The 18,117-nt window shown below is 67.4% G+C and carries 11 protein-coding genes and 1 tRNA gene; 2 read left to right on the plus strand and 10 right to left on the minus strand.

Going from position 1 to position 18,117, the window contains the following annotated elements; all coding sequences use genetic code 11:
* Positions 1 to 159: 159 nt before the first annotated feature.
* The 4 genes from Pla123a_RS11955 to Pla123a_RS11970 form a co-directional block, all read right to left on the minus strand.
* Positions 160 to 233: transfer RNA gene (locus Pla123a_RS11955), tRNA-Arg, on the minus strand.
* Positions 234 to 427: 194 nt separating this feature from the next.
* Positions 428 to 898, minus strand: a complete 471-nt coding sequence (locus Pla123a_RS11960) for a CBS domain-containing protein (RefSeq protein WP_146587209.1) — start codon at positions 896 to 898, stop codon at positions 428 to 430.
* A 278-nt stretch (positions 899 to 1,176) separates the two neighbouring features.
* A complete protein-coding gene (locus Pla123a_RS11965; protein ID WP_146587211.1) occupies positions 1,177 to 1,686 on the minus strand; it encodes a hypothetical protein in 510 nt (169 codons plus the stop codon).
* Complete coding sequence (locus tag Pla123a_RS11970; RefSeq protein WP_197527898.1) at positions 1,683 to 2,600, minus strand: ChbG/HpnK family deacetylase; 918 nt, start codon at positions 2,598 to 2,600, stop codon at positions 1,683 to 1,685. The genes Pla123a_RS11965 and Pla123a_RS11970 overlap by 4 nt, the downstream gene beginning before the upstream one ends.
* Positions 2,601 to 2,948: 348 nt before the next feature.
* Between Pla123a_RS11970 and Pla123a_RS11975 the strand changes: the two genes are divergently transcribed.
* Together Pla123a_RS11975 and Pla123a_RS11980 are read left to right on the plus strand one after the other, a co-directional pair.
* Positions 2,949 to 4,037 (plus strand): TIGR03032 family protein, encoded by a 1,089-nt coding sequence (locus Pla123a_RS11975; RefSeq protein ID WP_146587215.1) that lies wholly within the window; start codon positions 2,949 to 2,951, stop codon positions 4,035 to 4,037.
* A 79-nt stretch (positions 4,038 to 4,116) separates the two neighbouring features.
* Complete coding sequence (locus tag Pla123a_RS11980; RefSeq protein WP_146587217.1) at positions 4,117 to 9,702, plus strand: ELWxxDGT repeat protein; 5,586 nt, start codon at positions 4,117 to 4,119, stop codon at positions 9,700 to 9,702.
* A 93-nt stretch (positions 9,703 to 9,795) separates the two neighbouring features.
* Here Pla123a_RS11980 and Pla123a_RS11985 read toward each other — a convergent pair whose 3' ends face one another.
* The 6 genes from Pla123a_RS11985 to Pla123a_RS12010 form a co-directional block, all read right to left on the minus strand.
* Positions 9,796 to 11,187 carry a BBP7 family outer membrane beta-barrel protein gene (locus Pla123a_RS11985; protein WP_197527899.1) on the minus strand — a complete coding sequence of 464 codons (1,392 nt, stop codon included), beginning with the start codon at positions 11,185 to 11,187 and terminating at the stop codon, positions 9,796 to 9,798.
* 146 nt (positions 11,188 to 11,333) lie between these two features.
* A complete protein-coding gene (locus tag Pla123a_RS11990) occupies positions 11,334 to 12,464 on the minus strand; it encodes a hypothetical protein (RefSeq protein ID WP_146587219.1) in 1,131 nt (376 codons plus the stop codon).
* A 32-nt stretch (positions 12,465 to 12,496) separates the two neighbouring features.
* Entirely contained in the window at positions 12,497 to 15,289 is a 2,793-nt protein-coding gene (locus tag Pla123a_RS11995) for a protein kinase domain-containing protein (RefSeq protein ID WP_146587221.1), read from the minus strand.
* Positions 15,286 to 15,921, minus strand: coding sequence for a sigma-70 family RNA polymerase sigma factor (locus tag Pla123a_RS12000; RefSeq protein ID WP_146587223.1), 636 nt, complete (start codon positions 15,919 to 15,921; stop codon positions 15,286 to 15,288). Before Pla123a_RS12000 ends, Pla123a_RS11995 begins: the two co-directional genes overlap by 4 nt.
* A 142-nt stretch (positions 15,922 to 16,063) precedes the next feature.
* Positions 16,064 to 17,047 (minus strand): aldo/keto reductase, encoded by a 984-nt coding sequence (locus Pla123a_RS12005; protein WP_146587225.1) that lies wholly within the window; start codon positions 17,045 to 17,047, stop codon positions 16,064 to 16,066.
* Positions 17,044 to 18,075, minus strand: coding sequence for a ferrochelatase (locus Pla123a_RS12010; protein WP_146587227.1), 1,032 nt, complete (start codon positions 18,073 to 18,075; stop codon positions 17,044 to 17,046). Before Pla123a_RS12010 ends, Pla123a_RS12005 begins: the two co-directional genes overlap by 4 nt.
* Between the last annotated feature and the right edge of the window lie 42 nt (positions 18,076 to 18,117).

Raw genomic sequence — 18,117 nt, forward strand, 5'->3', positions numbered from 1 at the left:
CTCGGCCTCATGAGAGCTCTGAAGCATCTATCGACCTGCTCGGAGCCGTGTCGCTTTGGGGACCGCTTCGGCACCCGAGGCGAGGAAGCTCAACCGAACGCCAATTCTGGCGAATCGCTGTAAGTCTAAGCTGAGAAAGGCTTAGCAAGAGAGAGAAAATACACCCCAGAGGATTCGAACCTCTAACCTTCGGATTCGTAGTCCGATGCTCTATCCAGTTGAGCTAGGGGTGCTCGCTGCTCCCGAGACAAACGCCACTGGGGGCGGGTTCGCCGTCGGAAGCCCAAATTCTAGCGGGCCCCACCCGGGTGTGCCAAGGGGCATCTTGGCGAAAACCCCCGGCGATCCGATCGCCGGGGGTTCGGTTCTACGGGATTCTATGGACAGCTAGGCAGAAACGCCGTGCTCGGCGTCCCGCGGCGTGCCGCTAATTGATTGGTGCGTGAAATCGATCGGCCAGCGCACTGAGGTACAGCACCGAGCTCTCGCGGCGGGGCCCCTGGTCCAGCTGTTTCATCGCGGCCTGGATCACGTCGCGGCGGCTGATCTGCCCCAACAGCCGGTTCTCCTCGTCGACCACCGGCAGCCGGCGGGCGCTGGAGAGTAAGAACACCTGGGCGATGCTGAGCAGCTGGGTGTCGGCGGAGATGGTCTTGGCCTCGGTGTCCATGAATGCGCCGACATTGTAGGTCGGCAGCTGCTCGTAGGCCGCGTCGAGGATTACTCCCAGGCAGCAGCGTTCGCTGAAGACGCCAAGGTAGCGTCCCTCGGTGTCGACGACCGGCGCTCCAGAAATCCGATTCCGAAGCAACAGCTTGACGGCGTCGTGCACGTCCATTGCGGGGCTGAGCGTGACCAATCGTTTGACCATGATATCTTCGGCAGCAATCGAGATCATCAAGCACCTCGTGGTCGAGAGAAGTCGCCGCGGCCCTGGCAGTGGCCAAGACTAGCGAACGTGGGATGAGGAGCGACTGACGCCGCTGGCCCGCTCAAGTATACCGATGCGGGCGGCGCATCAGGCAAGTCTCTGGGAAAAGCGTGGAGATATCGGCGACTGCGTGAAAGACTTCACAATGTCCACGGCATTCTTAACGACTTACGCCGAGATTGTGACAGCCTTCACAAACCCGCGCTCTCCCGCCACAGGAGACTCGCCCAAATACCCGAGCCGACCTATCGGTTCCAGTTGCCGTACCAGTGGTTCTGGTAGGCCCCGACGCTGCTGCGTGTCGGCGGGACCGGCTTCTGGATACCTGCCCCCGGCATCGCGCCCATGTAGCCGGCGCCGGGGTTCGCGGTGTAACCAACATTGCCCTGCAGCTTGCGTTGCTGCACGTACTGGGCCTGACCCACCATGGCCGCCTTGCGTCGCTCTAGGTCGGGGCGCACTACGTCCGTGTAGGCGGTGCCGCCGATCGTGCCGCCCAGCACGGCGCCGCTGACATACGGACTCACCGCGACGTTGTTGCGGAAGTAGCGGTCGTACAGGTAGCGATTGCTGTCCATCGTCATGCTGGGACGCGTCGACAGATTCTGCTTGTACGCTTGCGAGTAGTCGGTGAACTGCGCGTGAGCCGCGTCCGCGCCGACATGCGTCGCACCCACCGCTAGGAACAGCATGACGCCCGTTCGGAAAGGGGCGGCCAGCCGGTTATTTCTCGCGTTGTTGCTGAGATCGATCATTGGTCAAACCGCTCCATGATCTCGACCCAGTTGGTAAGGATCACGTCGTCGGCCTGCAGACGCTTCTTCAGCGACTCGTCCTGCATGAGCCGGAGGTCCCAGACGTACTGGTCCGCTTGCGGGCTCAGCGCGCGGAGCGCCGGTGAATCGACGCCCGGCGCAAACGCGATCTGCGACAGCCCGTCCGGAAGCGAGTCGACGGCTTCGAGGGTGGCGTTGAGCTTCTCCTCGTAGCTCTCTGCCCGGGGGACGATCCGCAGGTCTTTGAGCGTTGGGAGTGGGTAGTCGCTGATCGCGGCCGCGAGGCCCTGAGGAACCGGGAAGCCCTTCGCGGCGAGCCGCTCGGTCAGCTCTGGCGTCAGCTCCACCACCACCGCCGGGATCCATTGCTTGCGGGCGAAGGCGAGGTACGCCTCGGCAAAGTCGGGGCGCGAGTACAGCGCGCCGAGGTGCGTCGTGAGGTGCGTTGGCTTGAGGCCGCAGCGTTCGGCTGTGAGCAGTTGCCAGTGCATCTCACGCTCGACATCGTCGCGGTCGGCGCTCAGCGCAAACTGCAGCACCGACCGCCACAAGAAGCCGTCGGCGTCGACCAACGAAGGGGACAACCCGGCGCCGCTGGTCGGCCGCCAACGGTAGTCGGACCATTCACTGTTGAACGTAAGCTGCAGTCCGACGTCGCCCAACCCGGAATGGCTGTCGTGCTTGGCGGCGTGCGGAAACCACGGGCATGGCGCCATTGCGCTGGCCGACAGTCGCGGCAGCGTGGACGCTAGGTCGGCGCAGGCCTGGGTCGTCTCGAAGCACATGCCCATGTCGTGGGCGTGCAGGACGACAACCTTCTTGCCGGGCGGGAAGCCGAGCCGCTGGGCCCAGTTTTCGGCCGCGGCGTCGTGGCACGCCGTTAGAGCTGCCAAGAACAAGGCGAGAAGAGGAACCACGGTTCCCATTGGTCGGTGGGGGGTTCGCATTGGATTCTAGATCTCATTGCTGAAGGGGCGAACTCGTACTGCCGTCCTTTAGCTTACCTTAGGCAGCCGGCCGGCGCCGCACCCACCCGCAGCGTTTGTCGGGGCCCGTCCAGGGCCAGACGCCGTCGGCGATCGGGAACGACCCGCACGACCGGCTCAAACCGGCCCGGATGCCGCGGATTCGCTGGCCAAACCCGGGCGGCATTTTCGGGGGCCGATTAGGATGAAGGTTGGCGGCAACGGGTCGCCCCCCGCCCTGCCGCTCCCGCCCTCCTCTGCCGCGTCCGCCCCAGAATGGCCGATCCCTCACCCACAACCGCGCCGAACGCCGAGCCCGCCGAGCTGCGAGAGGTCCGCTACGAACACTCGTTGAGCCTGCCCGAACTACTCGAGCGGCTGCAGGTGTCGCTGATCGTTTCGACCTACCAGGCGGGCAAATTGATCGCGCTCGGCTCGCACGGTGGCCAGCTGACTAAATCGTTCCACAACTTCGACCGGCCGATGGGCGTGGCCCTCAGCGGCGACGGCGACTCGCTGGCGGTCGCCGCCCGCGACAAGGTCTGGCTGCTCCGCAACGACCGCACGGTCGCTCGGCAGTTGCCTCCCGCCGGCGGCGTCGGGTCCTGCTTCTTGACCCGCTCGGCGAGCGTAACCGGCGAGATCCAGGCGCACGAGATGGGTTGGGCCGGCGACGAGCTGTGGGTAGTCAACACCCTGTTCAGCTGCCTGGTGACGCTCGACCCTAGCTACAGCTTTGTGCCGCGATGGCGGCCGTCCTTCATCACGGAACTCGCCGCGGAAGACCGCTGCCACCTCAACGGGATGGCGGTGGTGGACGGCCGGCCGAAGTACGTCACCGCCATGGGCGAGACCAACTCTGCCGGCGGCTGGCGCGAAGGCAAGGCCACCGGCGGGCTGCTGATCGATGTCGAGTCGAACGAGGTCGTGGCCCGCGGCTTCGCGATGCCGCACTCCCCAACCTGGCACGGTGGCTGCGTGTGGCTGCTCGACTCGGGCCGCGGTCTGGTGTTGCGCTGCGACCCCAAAACCGGCCAAGTCTCCCAGGTGGCCAAGCTGCCCGGCTACACGCGTGGGATGGTGATCCACGGGGACCACGCGTTTGTTGGCCTGTCGAAAATCCGCGAGACTTCGACCTTCGGCGGTGTGCCGATCGCGGCCGACCGGGCGCGTTTGAAGTGCGGGTTCGGCATAGTAAACCTGCGGACCGGAGAGCTCGACGCCCAGTTTGAGTTCGCCGCCGGGGTCGACGAGATCTTCGACCTGGAAGTCGTCCCCAACGCGGCCTCGGTCGCGTTGCGTGGCCCGTTCGCCCACAACGACGGCGAAAAAACCATTTGGACCGTCCCGAGCCCGGGCTCATAATAGAAGTTACCCTCCTCCTCGCCCCGGCCGCACGGAACCGGCCGCGGCGCGACCGCCCTCCACCGAGAAGACCGCACCTGTGTCACGCCGATCTGCGCGCCACCGTCGCCACAATAAGAACTCGCAACGCCGTCACCAGGCCCGCGCCGCCCGCCGCCAGCAGCGGGGGCGATCGGCCATGACGTTCGAGCCGCTCGAGGTCCGCGCTGTGCTCTCCGGCACGCCGCTGAACCTCGACATCAACCCGTTCGGGCCCTCGTACCCGGCAGAATTCGTGGAGGTCGGTGACACAACCTACTTCGTCGCGAACGACGGCACCAACGGGCGGGAGCTTTGGAAGACCGACGGCACGGCCGGCGGGACGTCCATGGTGGCCGATATCCGCTCCGGCGCGGGCTCATCGTACCCGTCGTCGTTGGTGGAGCTCAACGGCACGCTGTTTTTCGCAGCGGACGACGGCGCCAGCGGCCTCGAGCTCTGGAAGTCGGACGGCACCTCCGAGGGCACGGTGCTAGTCCGCGACATCCGGTCCGGCGTCAGCACCGACACCGAAGGCGTCACCACGCCCAACTCATCGTCTCCGCGTCAGCTGACGGTTGTCGGCGACACACTGTTCTTTGTCGCCGAGGACGGGGTTTCGGGACGCGAGCTGTGGGCCTCCAATGGCACGAGCGCCGGCACGCGGCTGGTGCGGGACATCTTCACCGGCAACGACCCGGTCTTGGGCACGGCGCGGAGCTCGGCGCCCATCGAGCTCACCGCGGTGGGCGACACGCTGTTCTTCACGGCGGTCGAACTGACCAACGGCCGCGAGCTGTGGAAGTCGGACGGCACCGCCGTCGGAACCGTGATGGTGAAGGACCTGTACGAGGGCACCTACCCGTACTACCTAGACGACGAGGACATGACCTACGTCGGCCGCTACCCGAACAACGCCAACCCGGGCCTGCTGACCGAGCTGAACGGCGAGCTGTACTTTGTCGCCAGCAACGACGCCACCGGCGCCGAGCTCTACAAATCCGACGGCACAGCCGCCGGCACGACGCTCGTCAAGGATATCGTCGACGGCGCCACGGGCGCATTCAGCAACTCCGACATGATGGTCGCCGCCGGTGACCTGCTGTTCTTCACCGCTTCGGACGGGGTGCACGGCAACGAGCTGTGGAAGTCGGACGGCACCGCCGCGGGCACCGTGCTGGTGAAGGACGTCCGCCCCGGTGAAGCGGGGCAGCTCAACTTCTACGTCGGCATGACCGCCGTTGGCGACAAGGTCTACTTCGGCGGCAACGACGGCGTCAACGGCCGCGAGCTGTGGGTGTCCGACGGCTCGGAGGCCGGCACCCAGATGGTGGCCGACATCAACCCCGGCGACGACCTCAGCGGCAACCCCAACAGCTCGTTCCCCGCCTACCTGACCGACGTCGACGGCGTGCTCTACTTCTCGGCCGCCAACAAGAACAGCGGGCGCGAGCTGTGGAGCTACGACTCTGTCAACGGCGCCGAGCTGGTCGAAGACCGGACCGAAGGCGTGGAAGGCACCTACCCGATTAACCTGGCCGGCGTCAACGGCACGCTGTTCTACTCTAGCGAGGAGGACGGCGCCCGCGAGCTGTGGACGCTCGCCCCCGAGGACGACTTCAACCTGACCGTCGTGGTCGACAGCGAGTTCGTCAACCTGCCGGCGATGATCGGCGTCGACGCCAGCGGCGCCCGGGCGCCGCTCTACACCTGGGACGACTCGGGCCAGGTCCTGTTCGACCCCGACAGCGGGCTGACGCTCGGCGACTTCTTCGAAACCTGGCGGACCAACGGCGGCCTGGGCGGGAACAACACCGACGCCGAGCTGACCAACCTCAGCCTGCTCGGCAACTTCGTCGACGCCCAGAAGACGCTGCAGATGTTTGTCAACGGCCAGCTGATCGCCTCGCCGGCCGACTACGTCGTTCAGGACGACGACGCCATTGTGCTGGTCTACGGTGAGAACCCGGTGGTGTCGCTCAACACCAACTTCGGGCCGATCGTGATCGAGCTGTACGAGGACGCCACGCCCGGCACCGTGCAGAACTTCCTCAACTACGTCAACGACGGCGACTACATCAACTCGATCATCCACCGCTCGGACCCGGACTTCGTGATCCAGGGCGGCGGCTTTACCACCGGTTCAACCACTTTCACCGACGACTCGCAATTCAGCCAGGTGCCGACCGACGCGCAGATCGCCAACGAGCCGGGGATCTCCAACCTCCGCGGCACGGTCGCGATGGCCAAGCTGGGCGGCAACCCCAACAGCGCCACCAGTCAGTTCTTCTTTAACCTCAGCGACGACAACACCTTCCTCGACTCGGCGTCCAACAACGCATTCACCGTCTTCGGTCAGGTCCTCGACATGACCACCGTCGACGAGATCGCCAGCCACACGGTCGACACCTCTAGCGACCCACCGTTTGGCGAACTGCCACTCGGCCCCGACAACACGCTGACGGTGGTCGAGTCGATCGAGGGCTACGGCGAGGTCACCGGCATCGCCTACCTCGACGCCAACCTCAACGGCGTCTTCGACGCCGGCGACTCGGCCATCACCGGCGCCATGGTTTTTGTCGACGGCAACAACAACGGTGTGCTCGACAGCGGCGAAGCCGTCACCGGCACCGACGCGGAAGGGAGGTACCGGGTCCAGGCGGCCCCCGGCTCGCACCAGATCGCCATCGACTTCGCCGCCGCCGGCTTCCCGGTCACGGGCGTGGGCCAGTCGGTCGACGTCCGGATCGGCGAAACCGTCACGGGGATCGACTACGCAGGGCAGTTTCTCGCGCCGCTTGGCGGCGTGGACCTGAACACGGCCTCAGACACCGGCGACCAGGACGGCGACAACGTCACCTCGCTCAACAACGCCTCGCCCGCCGCGGCGCTGCAGTTCACCGTCACCAACGCGTTTGTCGGCGCCGAGGTCCAGATCTTCGCCGGCGATGTGCTGATCGGCTCCGCGACCGCCCAGTCGTCGACCGTCGTGGTGACCACCAACGGCTCGGTTGCGTTGTCCGACGGCCAGCACGCCATCACGGCAGTGCAGTCGGTCGGCGGCGTGGTTGGCGACCCCACTGCGGCCCTCGCCATCACTGTCGACGCATCGGCGCCCGCGGCGATTACCTCCGCCGCGCCGGAAGTCGTGGCGTTGGAGGGCGAGCCCTTTACCTACGACGTCCAGAGCGCCGACGAGGGCCAGGCCGGCGTGCGGTACTCGCTGAGCGGCGAGCCCAGCGGAATGTCGATCAACCCAACCACCGGCCTGATCACCTGGGACGCGGGAGCCAACGACATGGGCGAGCACGCGTTCATGGTGCTGCTCACCGACGCCGCCGGCAACCAGGTCTCGCAGATGGTCGACCTCACGGTGCTGGCCCCGGCCCCCGCGTTCCCCGACAGCTACCAGACCGACGAGGACACGCCACTCACCGTCATCGCGGCCCAGGGCGTGCTCACCAACGACGGCGACGCCGACTCGGACGTCACGGCCGCCACGGTCGCGAATGGCCCGCTGCACGGCACGCTGGATTTCAACTCCGACGGCTCGTTCACCTACACGCCGGACGCCGACTTCGCGGGCGAGGACAGCTTCACCTACGTTGGCTCGACCGGGACCGAGACCACCAACACCGCGCGGGTGACGATCGTCGTCAACGGCGTCCAAGACCCACCGGAGCCCGTGGGCGACAGCTACCAGGTTAACGAGGACGCCACGCTGACGGTCGCCGCGGCCGCCGGCGTGCTGAGCAATGATGCCGACGCCGACGGCGACTCCCTCACCGCCGCGCTGGTCGATGGCCCCGCCCACGGGACACTCAGCCTGCAGCCCAACGGGTCCTTCACCTACACGCCCGCCGCCAACTACTTCGGCCCGGACAGCTTCACCTACACAGCGAGCGACTCGCAGAGCGTCTCCGCCCCGGTGACGGTCTCGCTGACGGTCAACGCGGTCAACGACCCACCGGTCACCAGCGCCGACCAGTACAGCGTAAACGAGGACGGCGTCTTGACTGTCGCCGCGGCCGACGGGCTGCTGAAGAACGATGCGGACATCGACAGCCAGATTACCGCCGTGCTGAAGACCGGCCCCGCCCACGGCGTGCTAAGCCTGCAGCCGGACGGTTCATTCACGTACACGCCTTCGGCCAACTTTTTTGGCGCCGACTCGTTCACCTACGCCGCCTCGGACGGGGTCGCCGAGTCTAGCTCGACGCTCGTGGTGATCGACGTCGTCGGACAGGCCGACCCGCCTACCGCCAATGCGGACGCCTTTACCGCTCCGAACGACGCCTCGCCGCAAACGCTCGACGTGCTCGCCAACGACACCTCCGCCCCCGACGGCGTCCAGGGCATCACGATCACCGCGGTCACGCAGGCGTCAAGCGGCGGTGTGGTGGGCATCAGCAACGGGGCGATCAGTTACGCATCGGCCAGCGGCTACGTGGGCGTCGAGACCTTCACCTACACGATCCAAGACACCGACGGACTCACCAGCACCGCAACGGTCACCGTCACGGTCGAGGAGGCCGCCGACAACGTGCTGAGCGGCTACGTCTACGTCGACGCGAACGGCAACGGCCAGCGCGACGCCGGCGAGGCGGGCGTCCCCGGAGTTGAGGTCACCCTAACCGGCACTCCGAACTCCACCAGCGCCGCCGCCGTGGATCAAACCGTCACCACCGGCGACGACGGGGCCTACTCGTTCATCGATCTGCCGGCCGGGACCTACCAGCTCAACGAGCAGCAACCGGCCGCGTTGCAGGATGGCGACGAAGAAACAACGGTCGCCGGCGCCATGGTCGGCGACGATACCCTGAGCAACTTGGTGCTGAGTGGCGGCGTTACCTACGAGGAAAACAACTTCGGCGAGGCGTCGCTGCTGCCGCAGTACCACTCGATCCGCTGGTACTTCGCCTCGTCGACCGACCAGCAGGCGATCTTCCGCGAAATCGTCACGGCGTCGCAGTCGTCGGCCAGCAGCGCCCAGGCGGCCACCACCGCCGACTCGACCGCCGGCAGCTCGCCAGCCGCTAGCGAGGCGCCAGTCGCGGCGATCGCCCTGGCGATCACTGCCCCGACCGAAAGCGTCGCAGTCCCCGAGACAGACGCGACAGCAACCGCCGCGGCAAGCGCTCAGGTCGCCGCGTTCACCGCCGCCGAGCCCCCCGCGGCCACCACGCTGCAGACCTACCAGGACGTGCCGCTGACGATTGTGCAGCCGGGCTTCCGAGAAGCCCCCCCCGCCGACACCGATGAGCAACCGGCCGCTTTGCCAGTAGTCGTTTCGCCGGCAGTCGATCCGATCGCGGTCGAATCGATCGAGGTCGTGCAGCAGCCCGCCCACGGCAGCCTTGCGGTGCTAGAGAACCTCGCCCTGCAGTACCGTCCGTCCCAGGGCTACCTGGGCGTCGACCAGTTCTCGATCAGCCGTCGGTACAACGATGGATCGATCGGGGTCGAACAGATTACGGTCACGGTTGTATCGCCTCAAGCCGCGGCGTTCGCGATGCTTGCTTCCAGTGGCGGCGAAGACGACGATACGCTGATCGACCTGCCGATGCCGGAGACTGCCGATCCCCCCGACGACCTGGCGTTCGACGTGGCGCTGGCCGATGATGCTGTCGGCACGGCGGTCGCCTAGAGCGGCCGCACCGGCGGCCAGTCGTAGCGTTGCAAGCAGCCTGGGTCTGCGCTCGCAACGCCACGACTAGCGGTCGCGCCGGTGGCCCTCCCCTTAGAATCGCGACTCCAGACCGGCCCGGAACCCTTGGGCCCAGAAGCTGGTCGAGTCGAATGCGAACGCAGGCCGGGCCTCACCCGTCAGGGTTCCGGGCGGGATCTGCGTGGTGTTGACCGAGGAGTCGATCTGCTCCGCGGCCCGGACCACATCGGTCCAGAACACGATGTTGTAGCCGAGCGACAGCGAGGTCGAGCGACGCAGCTTGTACCGCAGGGTAAGCCCAACCTCCGAGACCGCACTAAACTCGTCCCGCGAGTACTCGCCGATGTTCGTCGCCTGTGTCAGCAGGCCGCCGCTGGCGGTGCTCACGCCTCCCCCCGACGCGGTGACGGTGGTCGATCCGTTCACGCGGGCCTTCTGGCGGGTTGTGCCGAGGGCGGTCTTGATCGAGCAGTCGTACGACCAGCGTCGGCCGCTCGCCAGCCGGCAGGTCAGACCGACCTGACCGCCGTGGAATGTGTTGCTGGTTGAGAACTGGTCGAGCACGTCAGTGGTGGCTCCGGCGGTCGCCCCGGCCAAGGCGAGGATGCTCTGGTCGATGGCGAGGGTGTCGTCGAGCTCGGTCGCCCGGTATCCCACCAGCAGCTCGACGTCGGCGCCGCGGTAGCAGCAGGCGTCCTGCCGCATCAGCAGCTCGTACGACCGGTAGTCGCTGCTGGCGTTGACGCTGATGTCGCCCGAGGCAAGCGACGGGAAGCCGCTCAGCAGGGCGTCGTTCGCGGCGGCGTCGGTGTCGAAGAAAGGGCGCGCCAGGATCGCGAAGTCGCCGGTCGAGGCGGCGAAGTTGTCGTCGCCGTCGGCGAGCTGAGCGTATACAAACTCGATGCGGCGGTTGCGGTAGGGGCTGACGTTGAGACCGAGCGTCGCCCGCCCGCCTGACTGGCCGCCGTCGTTGATGTCGTCGCCGCCGAACAGGACCGACGTCGTGGCCAGGCCGAGTACGCCCGCGTCATCCTGGAGCGTAGCGTCGTCACTGGTGGTGACGAGGGCCGGCGAGTTAGCGCCCTTGGTCCAGCCGTAGACGTACTCAACAGCGCCGTAGACTCCACGGCAACGGAACCCGGGCGCGACGCAGTCGCCGCACCCGACCGAGTCGCAGCACGAGAGTCCGAGGTCGCAGCAGCCGACTGGATCGGACAACGGCTCGCAGAACCCCGCTTGGTCGGCGTCGGCCGGGTCTGGGAACTGCTCGTAGCCTGCGGGCGTGGCGGCGTTCTGGCCCTGCCTGGCTGCCAACGCGGTCGCCGTTTGGCGGCCGGCCGGGTTGTGGCCGAAGTAGTGGCCGTTCATCCAGACGCCGCTGTTGTCGGGGTTGGCGGCGTGGCCCGCCGCCCCCGACAGGCCGCACGCTAGCAGCGCGACCGCTGCAACCACAGATCTAAACATCGCCCAACTCTCGCTGGATAGTCCCGAAAGAGCGCCCCCCAAGGCGCCGCGGCGCATCACCGCGTTAGTACCAGACTATCGGCAGACTCGGGCGCGATCGTTACAGATTATCCAACCGGCACGACCGGAACCGGGGAAGGTCGCGGCTATTGCTCGGGGTCGCCGCGTCGTGAGAGCGTCCGCCGGGGCCGTTCTCGCTGGGCCGACTCGGGCTGTGCGTGCAGCCAGGCGTGTCGGGCGATGACGGCCGCCAGGGCCGTGGCGCCAATCTCTTGGTGGCGGTCGATCATCGCGCCCCACCAGGTCCGGGGAGCGTCGGTCGCGTTGTCGGAATCGGCGAACACACGGTCAACCGCTTGCGGCGAAGCGACCGATTCGTCTGACAGCAGGCCGAAGTCGGGTCCGCTTCCGCGCTGCGGAATGGAGCGGGCGGCGGACTCCGCGACCGGCTCGGAAGCGAGCGTGGACTCGCCCGCAGTGAATCGGTTTGGCGTCAGCCCCCGTGGGGCGTCGGACGGGAACTCCTGGAACGCGGACTCGAAATGCGGCTGCGGAATCTGGAGGGCTTCGACCCGTGGCGTCGGCGCCGAGAAGCCGGTCATCTCAAACGCCCAGGCACGGTCCCACTCCCCCTGCTGCAGACGCAGCCGCTGGGCGGGACCAAGCTTCGGGTGAGCAAGTTCGGTGGAGCCAACAAGGCTCTGGGAGTGCGCAGCGCTGCCGGCCTCAGGCCCCTCGCCGTGGTCCGAAAAGCCGGCCATCGCGTCGCGAAGTGAAAGAGCAGCGATCTGCTCTGCACCGCCCGGCGCGCTGGCCTCGCCACCTGTCGGCGGGTCGGCCAATTCACCAACGGGGTTGATCGAGGGAGCGGGCAGCACCCCGAAGATTTGGTCGATCCCGGCGAACTCTGCCGTAGCATCCTGGGCGTCGGTGTCCAGCGTCCGATGGTCGACGGCATTCGCGTACGGCGCCGCCGAAGACAACACAAAACTCGCAGCGCCTTCGGCGTCATATACCAATGTGAGAAGTGGCTTGGAACCGTTCGTCGCTCCACCGGAGTCGAAGAAGTCCCCGATCACCGTGATATCGCCGGTGAGCTGGTCGTAGGTAATGACCGGAACGCGAGACGCGGACATCAGCCAGTCCTGGGGGCTCTCTCCCCCGGCGACGCTAACAGCGGACAGCAGGTCGCGGCGTTCGCACGATTCGAAGGCCAGCCTCCGGCCGAGAGAATTCGTGCGGGAGCCGCTGAGGATTTTGCGGTGGCTGTGTTGCATCTCGAAACCATCCCTTTGGTAGGTTTGCCGCGTTACTCTGCATCGGTCGAGTCGAGCACGTTCCGCAGCTGCTCTCGCCGGAGCTCGATCGCCTGCTGCTCCTCGTCGCGATTGGCGGCGCGGAGTAGCTCGGCGTAGTTCTCGTACTGCCGATTCAGCACGCTCGCCTGGGCGAGCGTGATCCCGCCCCGTTCGGCAATCTCTTCCTGCACCTCGACCGCCTTTGCGAATGCCTCGAGCGCCTCTGCCTCGCGGCCGCCGGCCTGGTGCGCAACCCCGCGGTTGTTCCACAGGGCCGCCATCGCACTACGGTAGCTTATCTGGTTCGGGAAGTCCCTCGCCAGCCCGGTTAGACTGCGTTGCGCGACATCGAACGCCTGGGAACTGCCGGGAGCGTCCCCCACACGGGCAAGCGCAAGCCCCAAGTTACTCTGGGCAATCGCTAGTTCACGGCGGTGGCGGGGCGTCAGCGGGTTGCGTCGCACCAGCAGAGCCATCTGCTCGGTGGCTTGCTGGTAGCCGTCTGCGGCGGCGTTCCAGTCGCCCTGCGCGCCCTGCATGGCGGCCAGGTTGTTGTAGGTCATCGCCAGGTCGGCGCGGTACTCGGCGTTTTCGGGGTGCTGCTCGACGAGCCTCCGCATGGCTAGCCGGGCGTCGCGGCAGACAGCGATGGCCTCGGCCGGCGCGTGCTCGCGGAGCGCCTCGCTGAGGTTGCTCTTGCAGACCGCCAGGTTGCGGAGCAGGCGAGGGTCGTCCGGCGAAGCGCGGAGCGACGCCTCGACCCACACGATGGCCTCGCGGAGGTTCGACGCTGCGAGGGCCTGGCTGCCGCTGCGACGCAGCATTAGGCCGAAATTGGAGAGGGTCTCGGCGAGGGCGTGGGCGGCGACTGTTTCGCCCTGTTCTTCTTCGGCCAGGACGCGCAGGATCCCGGCGGCTTCGTTGAACAGTTGCTGGGCGTCTTCGAATTCCTGCAGCTCTCCCTGCACGCGGGCCAGGGCGCCGAGGCCCAGGGCTAGCTCGAGGTCGGCGTCGTGTTGCGGGTCCTCGTCGGCGCTATCGGGGGCGCCTTTCGACTCGGGCGCGAGCGGTCGCCAGTAGTCGACCGCCTTGGCATAAAAATCCCTCGCGGTGGTTGGTTCGCCGAGTCGTTCGGCGATCGCCCCCGACTTGAAGTAGGTGGCGGCGACGTCGCTCGTGACGGCTGGCTCGTTCTCGGAGGTCTGCAAGATCCGCTGGTAGAAGCCGAGCGTGTCCGACAGCAGCTCACGGCGGAGCGGCTCGGCGCCGGGGATCTCGGCGAGTCGGTCAGACAGCTGGCCGCCGAAGTGGTCGACCACCGCGCGGGCCTGTCGCAGGTGCGACTCGGCGGTCGCCTGGCTCGCCTGCGCCTGACGGAGCGCCGCGGCGGTCTGGCGGCCGGCGGCGGCGATCCAGATCGCGCTGCCGATTGACACCAGCGACACGGCGAGCAACGCGAAACCAATCGCCGCGGCCACCCCGCGGCGCCGGGCGACCCACTTAGAAACGCGGTCGGACACCGAGGGCCGACGCGCAACGGTCGGCTTGCCCTCCAGGAAACGCCGCAGGTCGGCGGCGAGGTCCTCGGCCGTGGCGTAGCGGTGCTCGGGGCGTTTCTCCATCGCCCGGACCACGATGTTCTCCAGGTCCGTCGGGATCGCCGGGTTCAGCCGCCGGGGGGGCGTCGGCTCGTCGTTGAAGACGCGGTGCAGCAGCTCCTTGTGGTCGTCGCCGGTGTGCGCCGGCTTGAGGGTCATCAGCTCGTACAACGTCGCGCCCAGGCCGTAGACGTCCGTCCGCCCGTCGACCAGGGCGCCGCCGCGGGCCTGCTCGGGGCTCATGTAGCGGAGGCTGCCGATCAGGTCCCCGGGGAGCGTCATGCTCATTTCGGATTGCACACGGGCCAGGCCGAAGTCGGTGACCCACAGCTTGCCCGACCGGTCGACCAGCAGGTTGCCCGGCTTGACGTCGCGGTGCACGACGCCGTAGCGGTGGGCGTGGTCGAGGGCGTCGGCGGCCTCGGCTCCGAGCCGGGCCACCGCGCGGAAGTAGGCCGACCCACGCAGCGACCCCAGACTCGACGGCGGCCGGTGGGCCTGCGTCGTCGCGTTCGACGGGTTGGTCGCGCGGCTGTGGCCCGAGCGTGTGGCGTCGTCCGGCCGCTTGCCGTCGTGGTCTTCCTGCTCGCGATCGCGGTCGGCCTGCATTTCGGCGATCGCCTCGGCGAGCGAGTGCCCGTCGATAAACTGCATCGCGTAGAAGTGGATGCCGCGTTCCTGACCGACCGCGTACACGGGGACAATGTTCTGATGGTGCAGGCCGGCGGCGGCCTGGGCCTCGGTGGTGAACCGGGCGGTCTGCCGTTCGTCGAGGATCGCGGCGATCGGCAGCATCTTGAGCGCGACGCGTCGGTCGAGCGACAGCTGCCACGCCTCGTACACGACTCCCATGCCGCCACGGCCGATGATGTTGATCAGCTCAAAGTCGCCAACACGTTTTGAGGACGCGTCCTTTGGCTGGGCCTGGCGGGCGCCGTCGAGCAGCGTGTTCACGCCGGCGAGGTCGTCTAGCGAGTTCTCGCCGAGCGACTCTTGCAGCAGGTGCAGCCCCTCCAAGTAAGAGGGCAGCACGTCGGCCAGGTCGGGGTGCTGCTTTAGAAGCTCGTCGAGCGGGGGCCACTCGCCGCGTTCCATCGACGCCAGGTACTCGTCCAGCACCACCGCCAGCTTCTGTCGCTGCGGGTCGCTGGCGCCGGCGTGGGCGCCGGGCGGGTCGGTGTGGGGAGGGTCTTGGCGGGCGGTCATTCTTCGATCTCGCCGGAGTACTCGAGCCGCAACTGCTCTAGGGCCCGCAGCCACAGCATCCGTGCGGCCCCGGAGGTGCGGTCCATCCTGCTGGCGACTTCGGCAAAGGCGAGGCCTTCAATATTCCGCAGCCGGATCACACGGCGGTAGTCGGCTGGCAGCTTGGCCAGCACCTCGGCGAGCTCGGCGTTGCTTTCCTGCCGCCGCAGGTTGGTGCTGGGGGAGTCGACGTCGCTCTCGAGCATCGCCGAGAACCGCCACGACGACTGCTCCACCCCGCGGCGTAGCCGCTCGAGCGACACCTCGCGGCGGACGTCCCGCTTGGCGGCCGTAACATTCCGTTCGACGACCCGCATCAAGTTATTCACCAGGATCCGCCGCAGCCACGCGAGGAACTCCTGTGGCGACTCCCCACGGAACGCGGCGAAGTCGCGGTGCGCCTCGTAGAACGACTCCTGAACCACGTCCGACGCGCTCACGCGGTGGCGGAGCCGGTCGTCCATCTGCGACGACACGACAAATTTGAGGTACTCCGAGTACAACCCCATAAGCCGCCCCAAGGAAGACGTCGAACCGGCGTTCGCGCGGTCCAGCAGGGCCGCCGCGGCGTTCGAGGGGCTAGAGGCGTCCATCTCGTGGGGGGGCGGTTGAGGCAAACGGGCGGAGGGAACTGCTCAGCCCATCATTCTAACCGAACCGCCGGCGCAAAACCGCCAAAAATCCGCGTATCGGCGGTGAGTTTGCCAGCAGAACGCCCCCGCTGCGGCAGAATTCCTACTCGTAGGTCCGCTTGGCCGCCGCCTCGCCCCGCGCAGCCAAGGCCCGCTCAATGATCTGCTGCTGCTCACCAGTCAGCGACCAGCCCATCGCGCCCGCTGTCTCGCGGATCTGCCAAGCCCGCTTGGCGCCGCACAGCACCGACGTGATCCCCGGCTGGTGCATCGTCCAGTTGATTACCACCTGGGCGACCGTGGCGTCGGTCAGCGCGGCGGCCTCACGCAGCCGTTCCACGAACGCCTGGTTCTTGACCCACTCCTCCCCCTGGTACATCGGGTAGCTGAGGCGGTTGTCGTTGGGATCGAGCTCGCCCGAAGGGGGCAGCTTGCCAGCGAGCAGGCCCTTCATCAGGGGCCAGTAGGCGGTGATCGCGATCCCGTGCTCGCGGCACCAGGGGAGCGTCCGCTTTTCGATGTCGCGTTGCAGCAGGTTGTACGGCAGCTGCACCGCCGCCAGCGGGCAGACCGCGTGGAACGCCTGGAGCTGCTCGAGCGAGCAGTTCGATGCTCCGACTGAGCGTGTCTTGCCCTCTCGCTGCAACTCGCCCAGCGCGCCGGCCGACTCCTCAATCGGCACAGACGGGTCGGGCGAGTGCAGGTACAGCAGCTCAACCCGCTCCCTATCGAGGCGGCGGAGACTCTCCTCGCACTCCGCCCGCAGCGTGGCGGGCCGGGCGTCCTGGGTCATCTGGCCGTCTTCGTAGTGGATGCCGCCCTTGGTGGCGATCACCACGTCGTCACGCCGGCCGTTGAGCGCCTTGGCGATGACCCGCTCGCTCTCCCCCTCGGGCCCGTAGACGTAGGCCGTATCGAGGAAGTTGACGCCGCAGTCGATGGCCTCGCGGACCGTGGCGATGCTGTCCTGCTCGTTCGCGCCGAGCGTCGTGACGCCAGCGATCGGCCAGCAGCCGAGCGCCACGCCGGTTACCTGGATACCCGACTGGCCCAGGGGACGCTGGTCGTTGTCGGCGTTGCTGGTCATGACTTCTGGGCGGGGCGGCGGGGGGTGTAGGTGCAGCAGTCGACCGGGCAGACGTCGTGGCTGGGACCGAGCTCGCCCAGCGCCGGCCGCACCGCACTGTCGGTCATTCGCTCAACGACCAGGTCGCGGATCATCGCGACAAACTCGGGGTGGGTTCCCACGGTCGCGGCCCGCTGGAAGCCGATCCCAAGCCGCTCGCACAGCTGCTGGGCCTCGGTGTCGAGGTCGTAGATTACCTCCATGTGGTCCGACACGAACCCGATCGGCAGCACCACGACGTCCTCGACGCCCCCCTCGTTGTGGACCTGCTCGATCACGTCGCACACGTCGGGCTCGAGCCACGGCTGCTGGGGCGGGCCGCTCCGCGACTGGTACACCATGCGGTAGTTGGCGTGGCCGACCTCCTCCGCGACAAGGCGGCTCGCCTCGGTGAGCTGCTTCTCGTAGCGGCAGTTCTCGGCCATCGACATCGGGATGCTGTGCGCCGAGAACAGCACCAGCGCCCGCTCGCGCCGCTCGGCCGGGATCGCGTCGAGCGCGGCGCGGACGTGCCGGGCGTTGACGCCCACGAATGCCGGGTGGTTGTAGAACATCCGCAGCTTGTCGATCGCCGGCGCAGCGGGCCCGACCTGCTCCTGCGCGACGGCGATGTTCTCGCGGTACTGGCGGCAGCCGGAGTAGCTGCTGAAGGCGCTCGTGAAGAACGCCGCCGCCCGCTTGACGCCGTCGTCGGCCATCTGGCGGAGGGTGTCGGGCAGCAGGGGGCGCCAGTTTCGGTTGCCCCAGTAGACCGGCAGGTGGGGGCCACGCTCGGCCAGCTCGGCCTCGAGGGCGGCGATCAGCTGGCGGTTCTGATCATTGATCGGGCTGACGCCGCCGAACGACTGGTAGTGCTTGGCGACCTCCATCATCCGCTCGCGGGGGACATTCTTGCCCCGCAGCACGTTCTCGAGGAACGGCAGCACGTCGTCGGGGCCCTCGGGACCGCCAAAGGAAACCACTATGATCGCGTCGTATTCGGCAGCCAATGCCCCGCCTCGTGTGTGAAGGCCCGTACCTGAAGGCCCGTG

Origin of the sequence: Posidoniimonas polymericola (assembly GCF_007859935.1) — a bacterium.
Taxonomy (GTDB): domain Bacteria; phylum Planctomycetota; class Planctomycetia; order Pirellulales; family Lacipirellulaceae; genus Posidoniimonas; species Posidoniimonas polymericola.